The sequence below is a fragment of the Phyllobacterium myrsinacearum genome, from assembly GCF_014138285.1.
Classification (GTDB): Bacteria; Pseudomonadota; Alphaproteobacteria; order Rhizobiales; family Rhizobiaceae; genus Phyllobacterium; species Phyllobacterium myrsinacearum_A.
This window is the reverse complement of record NZ_JACGXN010000002.1, coordinates 217,223-232,863: the sequence shown is the minus strand read 5'-3', so window position 1 is coordinate 232,863 and position 15,641 is coordinate 217,223. Positions and strand designations below refer to the sequence as shown.

Below are 15,641 nucleotides of genomic sequence, written 5' to 3'. Positions count from 1 at the left end.
ACTAGCCGCCGGTTACGCTCATGTGGCGTGAAACGGCCGGGCGATTGTGATGGCGGTCGATGATGAAGTCATGTCCCTTGGGCTTGCGGCCAATCGCTTCGTCAATGGCATCGTTCAAAAGTTCATTGCCTTCCGAAGCGCGCAATGGTGCGCGCAGATCGGCGGCATCTTCCTGTCCGAGGCACATATAGAGCGTGCCGGTGCAGGTCAGGCGAACGCGATTGCAGCTTTCGCAGAAATTGTGGGTCATCGGCGTGATGAAGCCGATGCGCCCGCCAGTTTCGCGAATCTGTGAATACCGTGCCGGGCCGCCCGTCTTGTAGGGAATGTCTTCCAGCGTGAATTGCCGGGCAAGGTCAGCCCTGACCATGGACAGCGGCAGATACTGATCGGTGCGGTCCAGATCGATCTCGCCCATCGGCATTGTCTCGATCAGGGTCAGATCCATGTCGCGGCCATGGGCCCAGCGGATCATTTCCGGAATCTCGTGGTCGTTGAAACCCTTGAGGGCGACGGCATTCAGCTTGACCCGGATACCAGCAGCCTGCGCGGCATCAATGCCTTCCATGACCCTGTTCAAATCCCCCCAACGGGTAATCGTGTGGAATTTTTCCGGATCGAGCGTATCGAGCGATACATTGATGCGGCGCACGCCGTGGTCAGCCAGCTCAGCCGCGTAACGGGCAAGCTGCGAACCATTCGTGGTCAGCGTCAATTCTTCGAGAGCGCCGCTGCGCAGATGACGGGACAATTCACCGATCAGATGCATGATGTTCTTGCGCACCAGCGGTTCACCACCGGTCAGGCGCAACTTCCTCACACCTTTTTCAATGAAGGCGGTGCAAAGACGGTCCAGCTCTTCCAGTGTCAAAAGGTCTTTCTTGGGCAGGAAGGTCATGTGCTCGGACATGCAATAGGTGCAGCGGAAATCGCAGCGGTCGGTGACAGACACGCGAAGATAGCTGATTGTCCTGCCAAAAGGATCAATCATCGGTGTTTGTACAGCGGTTCTATCAAGCAATGCGATGTGGTCCAAGCAAACCTCCTCCAGAAGAGATAGGGTGGCGACCTGATATTGTCTAGTCACTATAGGGTTATAGCAGGTGGGGATTGTTCACTTGCGACCCTATGACCATGCGGATAGACAAGACGTCACACAAAGGAGCATCTGCCATGACCACCGCCTGGCCCAAGGAATTGCGCGTAAGCAAGGACCGCCGTTCGCTGACGATCGCATTCGATACGGGTGAAACCTATACTTTGAGCGCGGAATTGCTGCGTGTGGCGTCACCATCGGCGGAAGTGCAGGGGCATTCGCCCGAACAGCGTGTAACGGTTCCGGGCAAGATGAACGTCGAAATTGCCAAGATGGAACCCATCGGCAACTATGCAGTGCGCATCACCTTCGATGACATGCACGATACCGGCTTGTTCAGCTGGGATTACCTGATCGATCTTGGCCGCAACCGGGACGAGCGCTGGCAGGCCTATCTCGATGAACTGGCGGCCAAGGGTTTAGGCCGCGAGCCCGTCTTGACCCGCCACCGTCACTGAACCTCATCTGAGAACCACCACCCTGGTGCCGATGCCGACTTGGTCGTAGAGATTTTTCACATCGTCATTGGCCATCCGAATGCACCCGGACGACATGGCCTGCCCGATGGTCCACGGCTGGTTGGTACCGTGAATACGGTACATGCTTGAACCGAGATACATTGCCCGAGCGCCGAGCGGATTGCCCGGTCCACCAGCCATGTAGGCGGGGAGAATGCGGCCTTTCCTGGCTTCACGCGCTCGCATGATGTTTGGCGGCGTCCATCCCGGCCATTCTGCCTTGCGCGAAATCCGGTTCGTGCCGCTCCAGGTAAAACCATCGCGGCCTACACCGATGCCATAGGCCATGGCCCGTCCGGGTTCTGTCACGTGGTAGAGCCTGCGCTCCCGCGTGTTGATGACGATGGTTCCGGGTGTATAGCTTTCGGAAAAAGAGACATATTGGCGCGGTATGGGTGAGCGGTCTGAGGGAAACTTTCCCTGCGCGCGCTCCGGTTTCCCCGCGAGAAATATTTTCTTCAGAAGACTATCACCTGCACTTGCAGGTGTGCTCAAAGTACTTATCCATGCTATGGTGAACAACAGTAAAGTTACTTTGAAATATTTGTGCATCGAATCCCCCAATTCAATGTTTCGAGTCACTTGATCTGTGACATTATTGCATGGTTTGCAAAAGAATTGATTTGGTCAAGGCTTTGATGTTCGAATCGCCATGAAAGTTGTGGTGAATCGCGTTAAATGAGCCAAAAGCCGTCGTCGTGGTGCTCAAGCGGTGTGTGCGAATATAAATCGAGGGGGCGGGTTATTGTTAAAAGATTGTAAATAGGATGAGACGAAACTGGCTGTGAATCACCATTCGTGGCCTGCATTCATTGCGGGCGTGACTGTACCATCTGGGCGAGCATCATGAATTCCTATTCGAAAAAACATGCGATTTTTGTGGCTGCGATGTTGTCAGCAACAGCCATTTCCATGTCTCCGGCATTGGCCGCCGACAATCTGATGGATTTCCTGTTTGGAAGCCGCCGCGTACAGTCACAGCCAGTCTATCCGCCGAAGCCTGATCTTCCCAGGCAGCAACCCGTGGCCCGCGCGGCACCGATCAAGCGCGTGACGGTAACTGCGCCGAAGAATTATGACTACAAGCCTGATGGATTGGTTCAGGTCGATTTTTCCAAGATTGATCCTCAACTCACTGCTTCGGCAAATCATCCCGCCGATTCTGCAACGCAGATTCCGCTTGAGCAGTTTGGCTTGAAGATCGAGCAGATCAAGGAAGCGCACATTCTTGCTGAGAAGGACATAGCGGATGCCATCGTTGCCTACTACGCAACGAAGCAGCAGCCAATCTGGACTGCATCCTATGACGTCTCTGCCAAGGCCAAAGCGGTTGCGGCAGTGTTGAACGCGGCGGGTGAGGATGGCCTCGATCCAAAGGATTACGCCGTCAAGCTGCCAAGCGACGACTATGACCGAGCTGATATCCCGGCGCGCCTCAAGGAATTGGCTGATTTTGAACTCACCATGTCGGCTCGGGCGCTGCGCTATGCGATGGATCAGGGCGACGGACGTATCAACCCTAACCGGCTCAGCGGTTTTCATGATTTTGCCGTTGACCGGGTCAAGCCGCGTGCGGTTATCGAGCAGTTTGCATCGACCAGTGATGCCGCTGCGCTGCTGAAGAGCTTCGAGCCGCAGAACAAATGGTATGCGGAGCTGAAACAGAATTTGCATGCACTTGGCGGAGACAGCTCCGAGCCGAGCGTGCGCGTTGCATCCGGCACCATGATCCGTCCGGGCGAAGAAAACCCTGAGATTCGTAATGTCGTTGCGCTGATCAAGGCAAAGGCGCCGCAGGATTTTCTTGGCAAACACGAAGCCGTTTTGCAGGCTCATGAAACCGCGACGGTTTATGACGAAAGTCTTGTTGAAGCGATCAAGGATTTTCAGACCAGTCAGGGCAAAAGGCCGGATGGTGTGATTGGCCGGGACACCATCAGTTCCCTTCAGGGGGAGACGAACAGCTCCAAGCGTGACCGTATTCTCTATTCCATGGAGCGCCTGCGCTGGCTGCCGCACGATTTCGGCAAGCGTTATGTATTCATCAACCAGCCAGCCTATCGCGCGCAATATTTTGACGACAACACGGAAAAGCTGGCGATGAACATCGTGGTTGGTTCGCCGACCAACCAAACCTATTTCTTCGACAATACGATCCAGACCGTCGTGTTCAATCCATCCTGGGGCGTCCCACGGTCAATCATCCTCAACGAGATGATGCCGAAAATTCTGGCCAATCCGTCCTATCTCGAGAACAGCGGTTACGAGGTCTATGACAAGTCCGGCCGCGTTATTCCGTCAAGTTCGGTCGACTGGGCACAGGTTGCTTCCAGTGGCGGCGGTGTTGGTCTTCGCCAGAAGCCAAGCCTCGACAATGCATTGGGCGAGCTGAAAATCCTGTTCCCGAACAGCCATGATATCTACATGCATGACACGCCGGCGAAATCCTATTTCAAACGGGATATGCGTGCGTTGAGCCATGGTTGTATCCGCCTGGAGCGTCCGCGTGACATGGCTGCTGCCGTGCTTGGTGTACCGGTCGAGGATCTGAACCAGTATTTCGGCAAGAATGAACGCAGCGTCCGGGTCAAGGACCAGCTGCCGGTTTATGTCTCGTATTTCACCGCATGGCCGGATGCCAAGACGGGCGCCATTCAGTACTTCGATGACGTCTATCAGCGCGATCTCTACATGGAAAAGGCCATCGTCAAGACGACGGCCGTGCGCCAGGCCGCCGTTACGCAGACAACTGCAAAGCTCTGAGTTATTGGTTTGGTGGGTGGTGGGTATTCATTGACTGCAAAACCCTGTCGAACCACGGACTCATGGTGAGATTCCTGAGCTTACAGGATCGCACCGCAGATAAGGCACTCCAGAGCTACCGGTTTATAGGTGGCGGTTCGATCTGCTGGTGTTCAAAGGAGTGCCTGTCGCCCTGATCGAGAAAAAGCAGCGATGGGTTATGCCCCACACGCCCGACATGGCTGACAATGTGAATCCGGTTATGCGCATCGCGGTGGAGCGAATAGACCAACTCCCCATCCAACCTTTTTTCCGCTCGCTTACTCTCGATGCGAAACCGCATGGTCAATGCTACCAGCCCTAGCACGAAGGCGAGCGGAACGATCAGCCATAGAATTTTGAGCCAGTCCGACAATGACTGGTATGTATCGAAAAAATCCTGCCAGAAATTGTAGTCGTTCATGCCGCACTCCCTTTCTTGCCTTGAGGAAAGTGGTCACCCGAGGTTTAGCCTCTGGTGACCGGGGAGTTGATAACTCTCGAGGGAGAGCGCCTTCGCCTTTAGGGTTGCCCCCTGAACATACGCGAAGGCCTCCCCGACCATAAGACCGGGAAGTGCATTTGTACGGCAGCACAACGCCGCCCTCGAGGGGTTATCAAGCCCCAAGACCGATCCGTCTCGACCAGTCTCATCATGGACCATAGTGGGAAAGCGAAGTGGGTGAAAGGGGTTAGGGGCATCAGTTTGTGCATTGATGGCTGCAAAACCTCGGGTGCGTGGTTCGACAGGCTCACCATGAGGGAGAGAGATGCTGCAATGCCAATCACAGAGGTTGCAGAACCTGACTCCCTGCAATCCTCATTCTCCCTCATGGTGAGCTTGTCGAACCACGCACGCTATACCTGCAACGGAACTTCCCAGAACGCTGACGAGTGCGGTCTGCAACTAATCCATCTTGAATGTCGGCAGGCTTTGGAATGCGAGTTTCAGTGCCTGCGACCAGCCTTCTGAGATGGCTTCATAGTAGGGGTCGTTGCGTTCGATGCGCTTTTGAAACCCCAGCTTGAGAGTATCCACTTCGTAAAACTGCATATCCAGCGGCAATCCGACCGACAGGTTGGATTTCAGCGTGGAATCGAACGAGACGAACAACAGCTTTGTGGCTTCTTCAAACGTCATGGCCGGATCGTAGGAGCGCACGATAATCGGCTTGCCATATTTGTGCTCGCCGATCTGGAAGAACGGTGTATCCGGGGATGATTCAATGAAATTACCCTCGGGATAGATGAGGAACAGGCGCGGCTCACCGCCCTTGATCTGGCCGCCGAGAATGATGGATGCACCGAATGAATCGGCACGCTGCCCATCGGAATCCACGTCATGAATAACGCTCTTGATCGTGTCTCCAATCAGCCGCGCCGTCTGGAACATCGACGGCATATCGAAGATGGATGGCGCTCGCTCGGATGGGATTTTTGTGCGCTCATTGAGAATGCTGATCACGGTCTGCGTCGTGGCAAGGTTGCCTGCAGATAAAAGCGTGATCACGCGATCACCGGGCTTCGACCACGTATACATCTTCTTGAAGGTGGAGATGTTGTCGACGCCGGCATTTGTTCTGGTGTCCGACATGAACACAAGACCACGATCCAATTTAAGCCCGACACAATAGGTCATAGCGAATCCCGAATTCTAAAAAATCTCGGCGATTACTGCTCTACATTGAGGTCTACGGCAAGTGATTCCATGCCCGGACCAAAGCGCATACCGGAAATTGGCGCTGCTTCATTGTAGTCGAGACCACAGGCGATGCGGACATAATGCTCGTTCGGGCATATGTCATTGGCGGCGTCGAACCCGACCCAACCCAGCCCGTCAATGTGGGCTTCCGCCCAGGCATGGGTGGCAGTCTGTTCGATGCTGTCGAGCAGCATCAGGTAGCCCGAGACATAGCGGGCAGGGATTTTGAGAGTGCGGGCCACTGCGAGGAATACATGCGTGTGGTCCTGACAGACGCCAGCACCAAGGGTGAGCGCTTCTTCGGCAGTCGTTGTGATATTGGTGGTTCCCGGCGTGTAAGCGACAACCTGGTGCAGCGTGCTCATAAGCTCGTGCATCACTGCCAGCTTGTCATCGGTCACCTTGAGGCTTGCTGCCAGTTGCCTCACAGCATCTCCCGGCTTCGTCAGCTCCGTTTCGCGCTCGTACAGCCATGTTGGCATGAAATTATAGACCTTGCCGAGAACACCCGAACGGTCTTCGGTTTCCACCTGGCCGGTCGCCTCGATGACGAGCTCTTTCGCGTCGCGATCAAGCCGAACAAGTTGGGTCCTGTTGCCGTAACCATCGCGGTAACTGGCTTCCTGTTCAGCGCCTTCGACCGCCACAGTCCAGTCGATGACCTTCTGCCCGGGGGAACTTGACGGTTGCAGACGCAGACGCTGGACGGCGTACTGCACCGGATAGTCATACTGATAACGGGATGTGTGCTTGATGGTCAGAAGCATGATTTTCAATCAAAATTGTACGCTTCGGCGATTTTACTGCCTAGGCCGTTTGTCTGATAGATCAGGTCACTCAGAAATTCGTGCAGGCCGTTGTCGAAAATGGTTCGAATTTCATTATTTTCGAGCCTTGTCATGATGCTTTCCGACATGTCGTGGCACTCATGCCGCTTGCCGTAATCATTGGCGAGAAATCTGAGATTGTCGACGATATTCGAATAGCAGAAGTTCAGGGATCGCGGCATGCGCGAGTTGAGGATCAGATAATCCGCAATATTCACCGGATTATATTCGACGTCATAGACCCAGCGGTAGGAGCGATGGGCCGAGACCGAACGCAGGATCGACTCCCACTGAAAATTATCGAGCGTCGTCCCGACATAGGAAATCGAGGGCAACAGCACATAATATTTCACGTCGAGAATGCGTGCCGTATTGTCTGCCCGTTCGATGAACGTACCGATGCGGGCAAAATTGAAAATCTCGTTGCGCAGCATCGTCCCGTGGAAGGCGCCGCGAATAATGGCTGTCTCACGCTTGATCTGGTCGAGAACCCGCGGAAGATCCGTCTCGGGAGTGGCTGTTGCAAGCGTGGATTTCAGGATCATCCAGGTTTCATTGACGCTTTCCCACGCTTCGCGCGTCAGAGCGGTGCGCACCATGCGGGCATTAAACCGGGCAGTCTCGATGCAAGACATTACGCTCGACGGGTTACCGAGATCGCGCAACAGAAAATCGGAGACAAGGCTGGCATTGTATTCGCTGTATTTTGCGTCATAGCCGATCTTGACACCGGCACTCATCAACACCGATGACCATTCCTCCGGCGCATCGGAGGTTTTCGTCAGAGCCATCCGCAAACCGGCATCAATCAGGCGTGCCATATTCTCTGCCCGCTCGATATAGCGGAACATCCAGTAGAGACCATTCGCGGTGCGACCAAGAAGCATGTTTTGGTTGTATCCCTCTTTTATTTATTGATGGGGCCGTCTCTGGCAGCCCTCATGACCCATTCGGCTTTTTCAGTCGTCCAGAACCCAGGTATCCTTTGTCCCGCCTCCCTGACTGGAATTGACAACAAGTGAACCCTCTTTCAATGCCACCCGTGTCAGCCCGCCCGGCGTGATGCGGATGCGATCGGACACGAGGACGAAGGGACGCAGATCAACGTGGCGCGGCGCCAGGCCCTTTTCCGTCATGATCGGTGTGGTCGACAGGGCGAGTGTCGGCTGGGCGATGTAGTTCTTCGGATTGGCCTTCAGCTTCAGCGCGAAATCTTCCCGCTCTTTCTTTGTGGCCGCCGGTCCGACGAGCATGCCGTAGCCGCCCGAACCGTGAACCTCCTTGACGACAAGATCGGCAAGGTTTTCCAGCACGTATTTCAACGTGTCCGGTTCGGAACAGCGATGGGTCGGGACGTTTTCCAGGATTGCCTTGCGCCCCGTATAGAACTCGACAATCTCGGGCATATAGGAATAGAGCGCCTTGTCGTCGGCAATGCCCGTTCCGGGTGCATTGGCAATGGTGATATTGCCCGAGCGGTAGACGTCCATGATCCCGGCCACACCGAGCGTTGAATCGCGCCGGAAGGTGAGGGGATCGAGATAAGAATCATCGACACGTCTGTAGAGCACATCGATGGCGCGATTACCTTCCGTGGTGCGCATGACCACCTTGCCATTTTCGATCTTGAGGTCGCTGCCCTCGACGAGTTCAACACCCATCTGGTCCGCCAGAAATGCGTGTTCGAAATAGGCGGAATTGTAGATGCCGGGTGTCAGGACCGCGATGGTCGGCGTGCCGTTGCAACCGGGTGGGGCAACGGCGGCCAGCGATTGCCGCAACAGTTTGGGGTAGGTTTCGACGGGACGCACCTTGATCTGCTGGAACAGCTCGGGAAACAGCTGCATCATCGTTTCGCGGTTTTCCAGCATGTAGGAAACACCGGATGGCGTGCGCGCATTGTCTTCGAGAACGTAGAACTGGTTTTCTTCTGTTCTGACGATGTCGACACCGATGATGTGGGTATAGACATTGCCGGGCGGCCGGAAGCCGACCATCTCGGGCAGATACGCATCGTTGTGGGTGAACAATTCCCTCGGGATGCGGCCAGCGCGGATAATTTCCTGACGGTGGTAGATGTCGTCCAGAAATGCGTTGAGGGCCATGACGCGCTGTTCGATACCCTGCGACAGGCGTCGCCATTCATTTCCGGTGATAATGCGCGGGATGATATCAAATGGGATCAGGCGTTCTGCCGCTTCTTCATCGCCATAGACGGCAAAGGTAATCCCGGTCTTGCGAAAGACATTTTCTGCATCGCGCGCCTTCTGCGCAAACCTTTCCGGGTTCTGGGTATCAAGCCAGCATTGCAGTTGTTCATAAGGCGGGCGTACCTGACCGCCGGTTTTGATCATCTCATCAAATGGCTTCACTCATAATCCCCTTCAGACAAAGTCATTCAAGCGCGTTGGGAAAAAAATGCAAGCACATTCCGCTATTTACGCTGCAACGTCGAAAATCGCCCAAAAAATGGGCAGGCATATTAAGTTTGAGGCAAGTTGAATGGCTGAGCGGCTAAAGCGTAGGCGGCATACAGCGTTGAAATGAATGGTAAAAAGAAACCCGGCCGCGTCGGCAGCCAGGTTCAGGAATCGTTCGCAGTCAATTATCCCTTAGCGGGCGACGCATTGACGACGCGGGCCATTGTTGGGCTGATAAGTGTTGTCATAGGCCCTATAAGACCGGTACCGGTTGTAGCACCACCGGGTGTGATAGCTTGATCCACGCCTGACAACTCGATCATTGTTGACGGCATTCCCGATAATCAGGCCACCGGCAAATGCAGCAAGCGGGAACCAGGCGCCATCGTAGTAACGGTAGCCCGGACGATGATAGCGATAACCCCGATGACCACCGTACCAGCGATCACCACGCCATCCCCGGTCGCCACGCCAACCCCGGTCGCCGTGCCAGCCCCTGTTACCACGCCAACCTCGGTCGCCGCGCCAATGACCACCACCCCGCCAGCCATGGCGCATCCGCCAGTTACCGTGATCTCTGACTTGCAGAACCTGCGAATTGCCCTCAATCGACTGTGGCACGATTGGAGCGGAGTAGCTGGCCACCGAACTTGCAGAAACCATGCCAATAGACATGACCGCCGCAGTCAATAACGAAACAAGCTTTCTCATATTTCCTCCTGAATCGAAGATTGAAATCTTCGTTTCCATGTAAGAGTAAAGAAATACCGGATACTATACCAGCTGGCATAGTATCTATCAAAAACTGCAACGCATGATTGCAGTAATTGTTCCGCCGCCCTTTCCGGTAGCTGCAAGCGGGAGAAAGGGTTAAATCCTTACAACTTCAGTGAAATCAGGCATTCACGGCACTGATGAGCCGTTCAGCAAGATCGGTACTCAATTCACGATAGTGTGAAATGACCTGGCTGGGTTCGTAGCTCGATACCGGCAGGTCCGAGTAACCGAAATCGACGGCGATAACAGGAATACCAGCGGCTTTTGCCGTATCGATATCTGTTCGGCTATCGCCAATCATCAAGGCACGGTCTCTGTCTCCACCCGCTTTCGCGATTGTCTCGAAGAGGTGACGAGGGTCGGGCTTGCGAAATGCAAATGTGTCCGATCCGCAAATGGCGGCAAAACGTGATGCTTGGCCAAGTGCAGTCAACAAACTCACCGACAGGCCCTCGAACTTGTTGGTGCAGACAGCAAGCAGATAGCCGGCCTTTGACAGCTCGTCCATGACGGTTTCGACGCCCTCATAAAGGGCGGAATGGCCGGGCATGTTCTTGCTGTAATCTTCCAGGAACAGTCCGACCAGCCAGTCGAGCTGTTCGGGGCTGAGGAGTTTCTGCTGTGCTTCGAAAGCGCGTTCAATCATCACACGCCCGCCTTGTCCGACATAACGGCGCAGTGCGACCGGGTCGACTTTTTGCAATCCGGCCGCGTCGAGGCAGTGATTCAAGCTGTCGAGCAAGTCAGGTGCGGTATCGACCAGAGTGCCATCAAGATCGAAAACAACTATGGGTTTGGACATGGTAAGGACCTGTGTATCTAACGTTAGGATTGAGATTTGGACCGATTTACACGTTTTTGGCGTGGCACTCTCCGCCTGCACCCGACACTCGCGCACAAGTATCGGTCGAAATCAAGTATCGAGCCTTGACCCGATTGTGTGACGTGTTAGGGAGCCAACTGTTAATTCAACGCGAGGAGGGGCGGCCGGATGGATCCCAGAACATTGAAGATCAAGGCTGCTGCCGAAGCGCTGACCTATGTCAAGGATGGTATGCGTCTGGGAATAGGCACCGGTTCCACGGCCGAAGAGTTTGTAAGGCTGCTGGCAGAAAAAGTCGCCGCGGGACTTGATGTCATTGGTGTACCGACATCCGAACGCACGGCGGCTCTTTGCCAAGAGCTTGGTGTAAAGCTGACGACGCTGGAAGAAACGCCTGTCCTCGATCTGACCATTGATGGCGCAGACGAGATCGGTCCGGAGCTTGCCCTGATCAAGGGCGGTGGAGGGGCATTGCTGCGCGAAAAGATTGTTGCGGCGGCGTCGGCGCAGATGGTGGTAATTGCGGACGAGTCAAAGAATGTCGATACGCTGGGCAGGTTCCCGCTGCCGATCGAAGTCAACCGATTTGGTCTGGCTGCGACGACGATTGCGATTGAAAAGGCAGCTTCTGACCTTGATCTTTCCGGTTCCATTACATTGAGGATGACGGGAGGCGAAGCATTTGTTACAGACGGCGGGCATTTGATCCTGGATGCATCTTTTGGCCGCATTCCGGATACAAGAGCGTTATCAAGCGCTCTGCACGCCATACCGGGCGTTGTGGAGCATGGACTATTTCTGGGGCTGGCGCGCGTGGCTATTTTGGCTGGCGCAGACGGTATACGAACACGAACACAGCCCTAACGGGCAAAGTCTTGAGAAAAACGGAGCAATAAATCCATGAACCGAGCAACTGGCTTTCGCCGTTTGATTGCACCTCTGTCCGTCGCAATCATGCTGGGCGGTCTCTATTCCGCACAGGCGCAGGAAATTACCCCATCCCATCTTGCTGCGGCACGCGCTGCGATAACGGCAATCAAGGCAACGGATGTGTTTGACGGAATTTTGCCGGATGCCGCGCAGAATCTGAAAGCAGAACTGATCCAGAAGGATCCCAATCTTGAAGCGATCATCAGCACCGCTGTTGACGAGCAGGCCTTAGCCCTGGCTTCGCGCCGTGTCGATCTCGAAAACGAAGCTGCTCGCGCCTATGCTGTTTCGTTCACCGAAGAAGAGCTGAATGCCATCACCGGCTTTTACAATTCAGCCGCAGGCAAGAAGCTCCTTTCAGAGGGCCCGATTGCTACCCGTGAAGTCATGAAGGCAGCCGGCATCTGGCGCAACGGCATTGCCCGCGATCTCGCCCAGGCCGTGGCGGAAAAGGTCGTCGCTGCTGCTGCCGCAACCGCTCCTGTCACGCCTGCTCCGGCGGCGCCTGAGGCACCTGCAGCTCCAGCCAAAGCACCGGCAAAGCCGGCAGCTCCTGCCAAGCCAAAACCTTGATCGATTCCGTCTGCTGATTGTTTGCAAAGCCCGGCTCCATCGCCGGGCTTTGTTCTTTTAAAGCGGCGATATAAAACCCATATAGGGTGTCGGCAATTGAACAGATTCGGAGTGCTTTGAATGGCGACCTATGATTATGACCTCTTTGTCATCGGCGGCGGCTCCGGCGGTGTGCGTGCCGGACGTCTGGCGGGCGCCATGGGCAAGCGGGTCGGGCTTGCCGAAGAGTACCGTATGGGCGGAACATGCGTGATCCGCGGTTGTGTGCCCAAAAAGCTCTTTGTCTATGCGTCGCAGTTTCAGGAACATTTCGACGCAGCGGCCGGCTATGGCTGGACGGTTGGCGAAACAACGTTTGACTGGCCGACACTGATCGCCAACAAGGACCGTGAAATCACCCGGTTGGAAGGTCTCTATCGCAAGGGGCTGGACAACTCCGAAGTGGAGATTTTTGAAAGCCGCGCCGTGTTGATTGACGACCATACGATCGAAATTCTCAAGACTGGCAAACGGGTTACGGCTGACCAGATCCTGATTGCCGTGGGCGGCCATCCAAGCCCGCATCCCTCATTGCCGGGCAACGAATTCTGCATCAGTTCCAACGAAGCATTTCATCTCGATGCACTGCCGAAAGCCATCGTCATCGAGGGCGGCGGTTATATCGCGGTTGAGTTTGCCAATATTTTCCATGGTCTTGGCGTCGATACGACACTTGTCTATCGGGGCAAGGAGATACTCTCACGCTTCGATCAGGATCTGCGTCATATGCTGCACGCAGCCATGGCGGAGAAGGGCATCCATATCCGCTGCACAGAGATCATCACCAAGGTCGAGCGCCAGGAGGGTGGCCGGAAACTGGTACATCTGTCCAGTGGCGATCAGATTATCGCCGATCAGGTCATGCTGGCCATCGGACGTGTGCCGAACACGAAATCGCTCGGGCTTGAGGCCGTCGGGGTCGATGTCGATGATCTTGGCGCCATCAAGGTGGATGACTATTCGCGGACAAGCAGGGAAAACATCTGGGCCGTTGGCGATGTGACCAACCGCGTGCAGTTGACCCCGGTAGCCATCCACGAAGCCATGTGTTTCCTTGAAACTGTGTTCAAGAATAATCCGACAAAGCCTGACCACGAACTGATCGCGACGGCTGTTTTCTCGCAGCCGGAGATCGGGACGGTCGGTCTGACCGAACAGGACGCGGCGCAAAAGTTCAAGGGGATCGACGTTTATCGTGCTGTGTTCCGCCCGATGCGCAATACGCTATCCGGCAGCACCGAGAAGATGCTGATCAAGCTGATTGTTGATGCGGCCAGCCGGAAAGTCGTCGGCGCGCATATTCTTGGACCAGACGCGGGCGAAATGGCACAGCTTCTGGCCATTCCCATGAAGGCCGGATGCACGAAGGAAGACTTTGACCGCACCATGGCCGTTCATCCGACGGCGGCAGAAGAACTGGTGACGATGTACAAGCCCAGCTACCGGATTGTCGATGGCGAGCGCATTGATTGATATCGAAACGCTGGCCGAGCGGCGCGATATTGTCGCCTATTTCGGCTACGGCTCGCTCGTGAACCGCAACACGCTGCGCACCAATATCATTGCCGCCATCCCGGCGCGGTTGCAGGGCTGGCGCCGGTTGTGGCGTCCGCGTCCAGATATGCCCGGTTTTCCTGCCGCGCTGCTCTCCGTTTCCCGCGAGGAGGGCGCCAGCGTCGATGGACTACTGGTGTTTGACCATGGCGATAATCTCGATGCAGTCGATCTGCGCGAGGTTCACTATGATCGCCGTACCATCAGGCTTGAGCATATCAACACCAGTATGCCGTTGCGCCTGACCTGCCCGATCTATGTCTATGAAGCGCAGCACGACATTCCAAGTCATCCGAAGCCGCCAATGATCCTGCAGTCCTATCTCGATGCGGTGATGCAGGGCTTTCTGATCGAGCACGGAGAGGCGGGTCTACGCCGGTTCGTTGCTGAGACGGGCAATTTTGACACGCCTGTCTGGAAAGATCGGACAGTCCCTTCCTATCCGCGTGCGGTCAGTCTGAGCACCGACGAAGCGCAGCTCTTTGATCAACTGCTTGCCGACAGGGAAGTGACTTTTCTGGATATCGCTGAAAGCGGCCCCGAGGCAATCGCTTAGGCGACACGCTGCTCTGTCTGCTGCGTCGCGTCCTTCGGAATTGTCCCGTGCAGAAGCCAGTCAATGACCGGCGGCCAAAGGGTTGCCACATGATGTTTGCGGAAGAAGCCGAGATGGCCCACCGCTCCGCCCGTCGATTGCTTTGGCGACAGCCAGAGTTTGACGATTGGAGCATTTCCGTAGTGAGCCATCAGATGATCGATTGCCTTGGGTGTTCCCCAGGGATCATCAGTCACGCCGACCGCGAGCAGGGGGGTGCGGACCGACTGAAAGCGCCCCGACTCCGGTGTTTTCGCATCCCCGAAGAGGAAATTGGGATTGCGGCACCAGCGCGCCCAGTCCTGAAAGACGCTGCCGGGAAGTTCCTCGCCGATGCCGCTCCATTTCGGCAGACGTCCGAGAGAAATGGCCAACGGCAGCGCAACGAAATTCATCTTGGCAAAGACGGAAAAGGGCACGGCCGTATTGCGATAATAACCGGAAAGCGAAGCAAGCGAAGTATACCGTTCGAAATCAGATGATCGATTGCTCAGACCAAGAGCAAGGCCGCCATAGGAATGGCCTATACCGACGAGCGGTTTGTTACCGGCGGCGCGCTTCAGGACGTCGAGCGCTGCCGGAAAGTCGAGAACGCCCCAGTCTTTCATGTTCAGACGCGGAACCCACCCTTTCGGCGTGCCGGATTTTGTCACACCGCGATAATCATAGGTGAGTACGCGGGACGCTCCGGACGCGAGAAGCTGATGGGCAAAATGACGATAAAACGTACTGGGAACCGCGGCAGCGGATGAAATCAGAACCGCGGGCCCATCGCCTTTTCCTTCAAACATGGTCCCATGCAAGGGAAAACCATCAGAGGCTTCAAAAGCGATGTCGCGCATGGTCGCTCCAACTTTGACTTTAACGTTAACGTAAATCAAAATGACGCTAGCGACAATATCCATTTCGTGTTCCCGCCACAAACCTTAACAGGACTGGTATATTGGGGATATTTCCACTATATGAGCGCCTTCCGGAGCAACCGGAAAACGCCAACCACCGCTAC

16 protein-coding genes are annotated in these 15,641 nt (G+C 55.3%); 6 read left to right on the top strand and 10 right to left on the bottom strand.

What is annotated here, in order from left to right; translation table 11 throughout:
* Nucleotide 1: 1 nt before the first annotated feature.
* Nucleotides 2–991: a GTP 3',8-cyclase MoaA gene (moaA, locus tag FHW16_RS10705; protein ID WP_246711731.1), complete on the bottom strand. Its 990-nt coding sequence runs from the start codon at nt 989–991 to the stop codon at nt 2–4.
* Between the two features lie 182 nt (nt 992–1,173).
* On the opposite strand from moaA, the gene FHW16_RS10700 reads away from it, so the two are divergent.
* Nucleotides 1,174–1,554, top strand: a complete 381-nt coding sequence (locus tag FHW16_RS10700; protein ID WP_182549186.1) for a gamma-butyrobetaine hydroxylase-like domain-containing protein — start codon at nt 1,174–1,176, stop codon at nt 1,552–1,554.
* 3 nt (nt 1,555–1,557) lie between these two features.
* Here the strand turns inward: FHW16_RS10700 and FHW16_RS10695 are convergent, their stop codons facing one another.
* Nucleotides 1,558–2,166 carry a L,D-transpeptidase gene (locus tag FHW16_RS10695; protein ID WP_182549185.1) on the bottom strand — a complete coding sequence of 203 codons (609 nt, stop codon included), beginning with the start codon at nt 2,164–2,166 and terminating at the stop codon, nt 1,558–1,560.
* Between the two features lie 294 nt (nt 2,167–2,460).
* Between FHW16_RS10695 and FHW16_RS10690 the strand changes: the two genes are divergently transcribed.
* Entirely contained in the window at nt 2,461–4,377 is a 1,917-nt protein-coding gene (locus FHW16_RS10690; RefSeq protein ID WP_182549184.1) for a L,D-transpeptidase family protein, read from the top strand.
* Nucleotides 4,378–4,492: 115 nt separating this feature from the next.
* Here the strand turns inward: FHW16_RS10690 and FHW16_RS10685 are convergent, their stop codons facing one another.
* From FHW16_RS10685 to FHW16_RS10655, 7 genes are all read right to left on the bottom strand, one after another.
* Entirely contained in the window at nt 4,493–4,819 is a 327-nt protein-coding gene (locus FHW16_RS10685) for a hypothetical protein (protein ID WP_182549183.1), read from the bottom strand.
* A 483-nt stretch (nt 4,820–5,302) separates the two neighbouring features.
* Complete coding sequence (locus FHW16_RS10680; RefSeq protein WP_182549182.1) at nt 5,303–6,034, bottom strand: proteasome-type protease; 732 nt, start codon at nt 6,032–6,034, stop codon at nt 5,303–5,305.
* A gap of 32 nt (nt 6,035–6,066) precedes the next feature.
* Entirely contained in the window at nt 6,067–6,864 is a 798-nt protein-coding gene (locus FHW16_RS10675) for a transglutaminase family protein (protein ID WP_182549181.1), read from the bottom strand.
* A 5-nt stretch (nt 6,865–6,869) separates the two neighbouring features.
* On the bottom strand, nt 6,870–7,811 hold the full coding sequence (locus FHW16_RS10670; protein WP_182549180.1) for an alpha-E domain-containing protein: 942 nt from the start codon (nt 7,809–7,811) through the stop codon (nt 6,870–6,872).
* Between the two features lie 72 nt (nt 7,812–7,883).
* Nucleotides 7,884–9,296, bottom strand: coding sequence for a circularly permuted type 2 ATP-grasp protein (locus tag FHW16_RS10665; protein WP_182549179.1), 1,413 nt, complete (start codon nt 9,294–9,296; stop codon nt 7,884–7,886).
* A gap of 240 nt (nt 9,297–9,536) precedes the next feature.
* Nucleotides 9,537–10,055 carry a BA14K family protein gene (locus FHW16_RS10660; RefSeq protein WP_246711712.1) on the bottom strand — a complete coding sequence of 173 codons (519 nt, stop codon included), beginning with the start codon at nt 10,053–10,055 and terminating at the stop codon, nt 9,537–9,539.
* A gap of 184 nt (nt 10,056–10,239) precedes the next feature.
* Nucleotides 10,240–10,923 carry an HAD family hydrolase gene (locus tag FHW16_RS10655; protein ID WP_182549178.1) on the bottom strand — a complete coding sequence of 228 codons (684 nt, stop codon included), beginning with the start codon at nt 10,921–10,923 and terminating at the stop codon, nt 10,240–10,242.
* 189 nt (nt 10,924–11,112) lie between these two features.
* Here FHW16_RS10655 and rpiA point away from each other — a divergent pair, with 189 nt between their 5' ends.
* The 4 genes from rpiA (at nt 11,113) to FHW16_RS10635 (ending at nt 14,596) form a co-directional block, all read left to right on the top strand.
* Nucleotides 11,113–11,808, top strand: coding sequence for a ribose-5-phosphate isomerase RpiA (gene rpiA, locus FHW16_RS10650; RefSeq protein WP_182549177.1), 696 nt, complete (start codon nt 11,113–11,115; stop codon nt 11,806–11,808).
* A 36-nt stretch (nt 11,809–11,844) separates the two neighbouring features.
* Nucleotides 11,845–12,447: a DUF2059 domain-containing protein gene (locus FHW16_RS10645; RefSeq protein WP_182549176.1), complete on the top strand. Its 603-nt coding sequence runs from the start codon at nt 11,845–11,847 to the stop codon at nt 12,445–12,447.
* Between the two features lie 120 nt (nt 12,448–12,567).
* On the top strand, nt 12,568–13,959 hold the full coding sequence (gene gor / locus FHW16_RS10640; RefSeq protein ID WP_182549175.1) for a glutathione-disulfide reductase: 1,392 nt from the start codon (nt 12,568–12,570) through the stop codon (nt 13,957–13,959).
* Nucleotides 13,940–14,596, top strand: coding sequence for a gamma-glutamylcyclotransferase family protein (locus tag FHW16_RS10635; protein WP_182549174.1), 657 nt, complete (start codon nt 13,940–13,942; stop codon nt 14,594–14,596). Before gor ends, FHW16_RS10635 begins: the two co-directional genes overlap by 20 nt.
* Here the strand turns inward: FHW16_RS10635 and FHW16_RS10630 are convergent.
* Entirely contained in the window at nt 14,593–15,540 is a 948-nt protein-coding gene (locus tag FHW16_RS10630; RefSeq protein ID WP_246711711.1) for an alpha/beta hydrolase family protein, read from the bottom strand. The genes FHW16_RS10635 and FHW16_RS10630 overlap by 4 nt on opposite strands.
* Between the last annotated feature and the right edge of the window lie 101 nt (nt 15,541–15,641).

What these genes read in the sequence shown, in the direction of transcription:
- moaA (WP_246711731.1), bottom strand. Translation starts at nt 991, where the DNA reads ATGATTGATCCTTTTGGCAGGACAATCAGCTATCTTCGCGTGTCTGTC.
- FHW16_RS10700 (WP_182549186.1), top strand. Translation starts at nt 1,174, where the DNA reads ATGACCACCGCCTGGCCCAAGGAATTGCGCGTAAGCAAGGACCGCCGT.
- FHW16_RS10695 (WP_182549185.1), bottom strand. Translation starts at nt 2,166, where the DNA reads ATGCACAAATATTTCAAAGTAACTTTACTGTTGTTCACCATAGCATGG.
- FHW16_RS10690 (WP_182549184.1), top strand. Translation starts at nt 2,461, where the DNA reads ATGAATTCCTATTCGAAAAAACATGCGATTTTTGTGGCTGCGATGTTG.
- FHW16_RS10685 (WP_182549183.1), bottom strand. Translation starts at nt 4,819, where the DNA reads ATGAACGACTACAATTTCTGGCAGGATTTTTTCGATACATACCAGTCA.
- FHW16_RS10680 (WP_182549182.1), bottom strand. Translation starts at nt 6,034, where the DNA reads ATGACCTATTGTGTCGGGCTTAAATTGGATCGTGGTCTTGTGTTCATG.
- FHW16_RS10675 (WP_182549181.1), bottom strand. Translation starts at nt 6,864, where the DNA reads ATGCTTCTGACCATCAAGCACACATCCCGTTATCAGTATGACTATCCG.
- FHW16_RS10670 (WP_182549180.1), bottom strand. Translation starts at nt 7,811, where the DNA reads ATGCTTCTTGGTCGCACCGCGAATGGTCTCTACTGGATGTTCCGCTAT.
- FHW16_RS10660 (WP_246711712.1), bottom strand. Translation starts at nt 10,055, where the DNA reads ATGAGAAAGCTTGTTTCGTTATTGACTGCGGCGGTCATGTCTATTGGC.
- FHW16_RS10655 (WP_182549178.1), bottom strand. Translation starts at nt 10,923, where the DNA reads ATGTCCAAACCCATAGTTGTTTTCGATCTTGATGGCACTCTGGTCGAT.
- rpiA (WP_182549177.1), top strand. Translation starts at nt 11,113, where the DNA reads ATGGATCCCAGAACATTGAAGATCAAGGCTGCTGCCGAAGCGCTGACC.
- FHW16_RS10645 (WP_182549176.1), top strand. Translation starts at nt 11,845, where the DNA reads ATGAACCGAGCAACTGGCTTTCGCCGTTTGATTGCACCTCTGTCCGTC.
- gor (WP_182549175.1), top strand. Translation starts at nt 12,568, where the DNA reads ATGGCGACCTATGATTATGACCTCTTTGTCATCGGCGGCGGCTCCGGC.
- FHW16_RS10635 (WP_182549174.1), top strand. Translation starts at nt 13,940, where the DNA reads ATGGCGAGCGCATTGATTGATATCGAAACGCTGGCCGAGCGGCGCGAT.
- FHW16_RS10630 (WP_246711711.1), bottom strand. Translation starts at nt 15,540, where the DNA reads ATGGATATTGTCGCTAGCGTCATTTTGATTTACGTTAACGTTAAAGTC.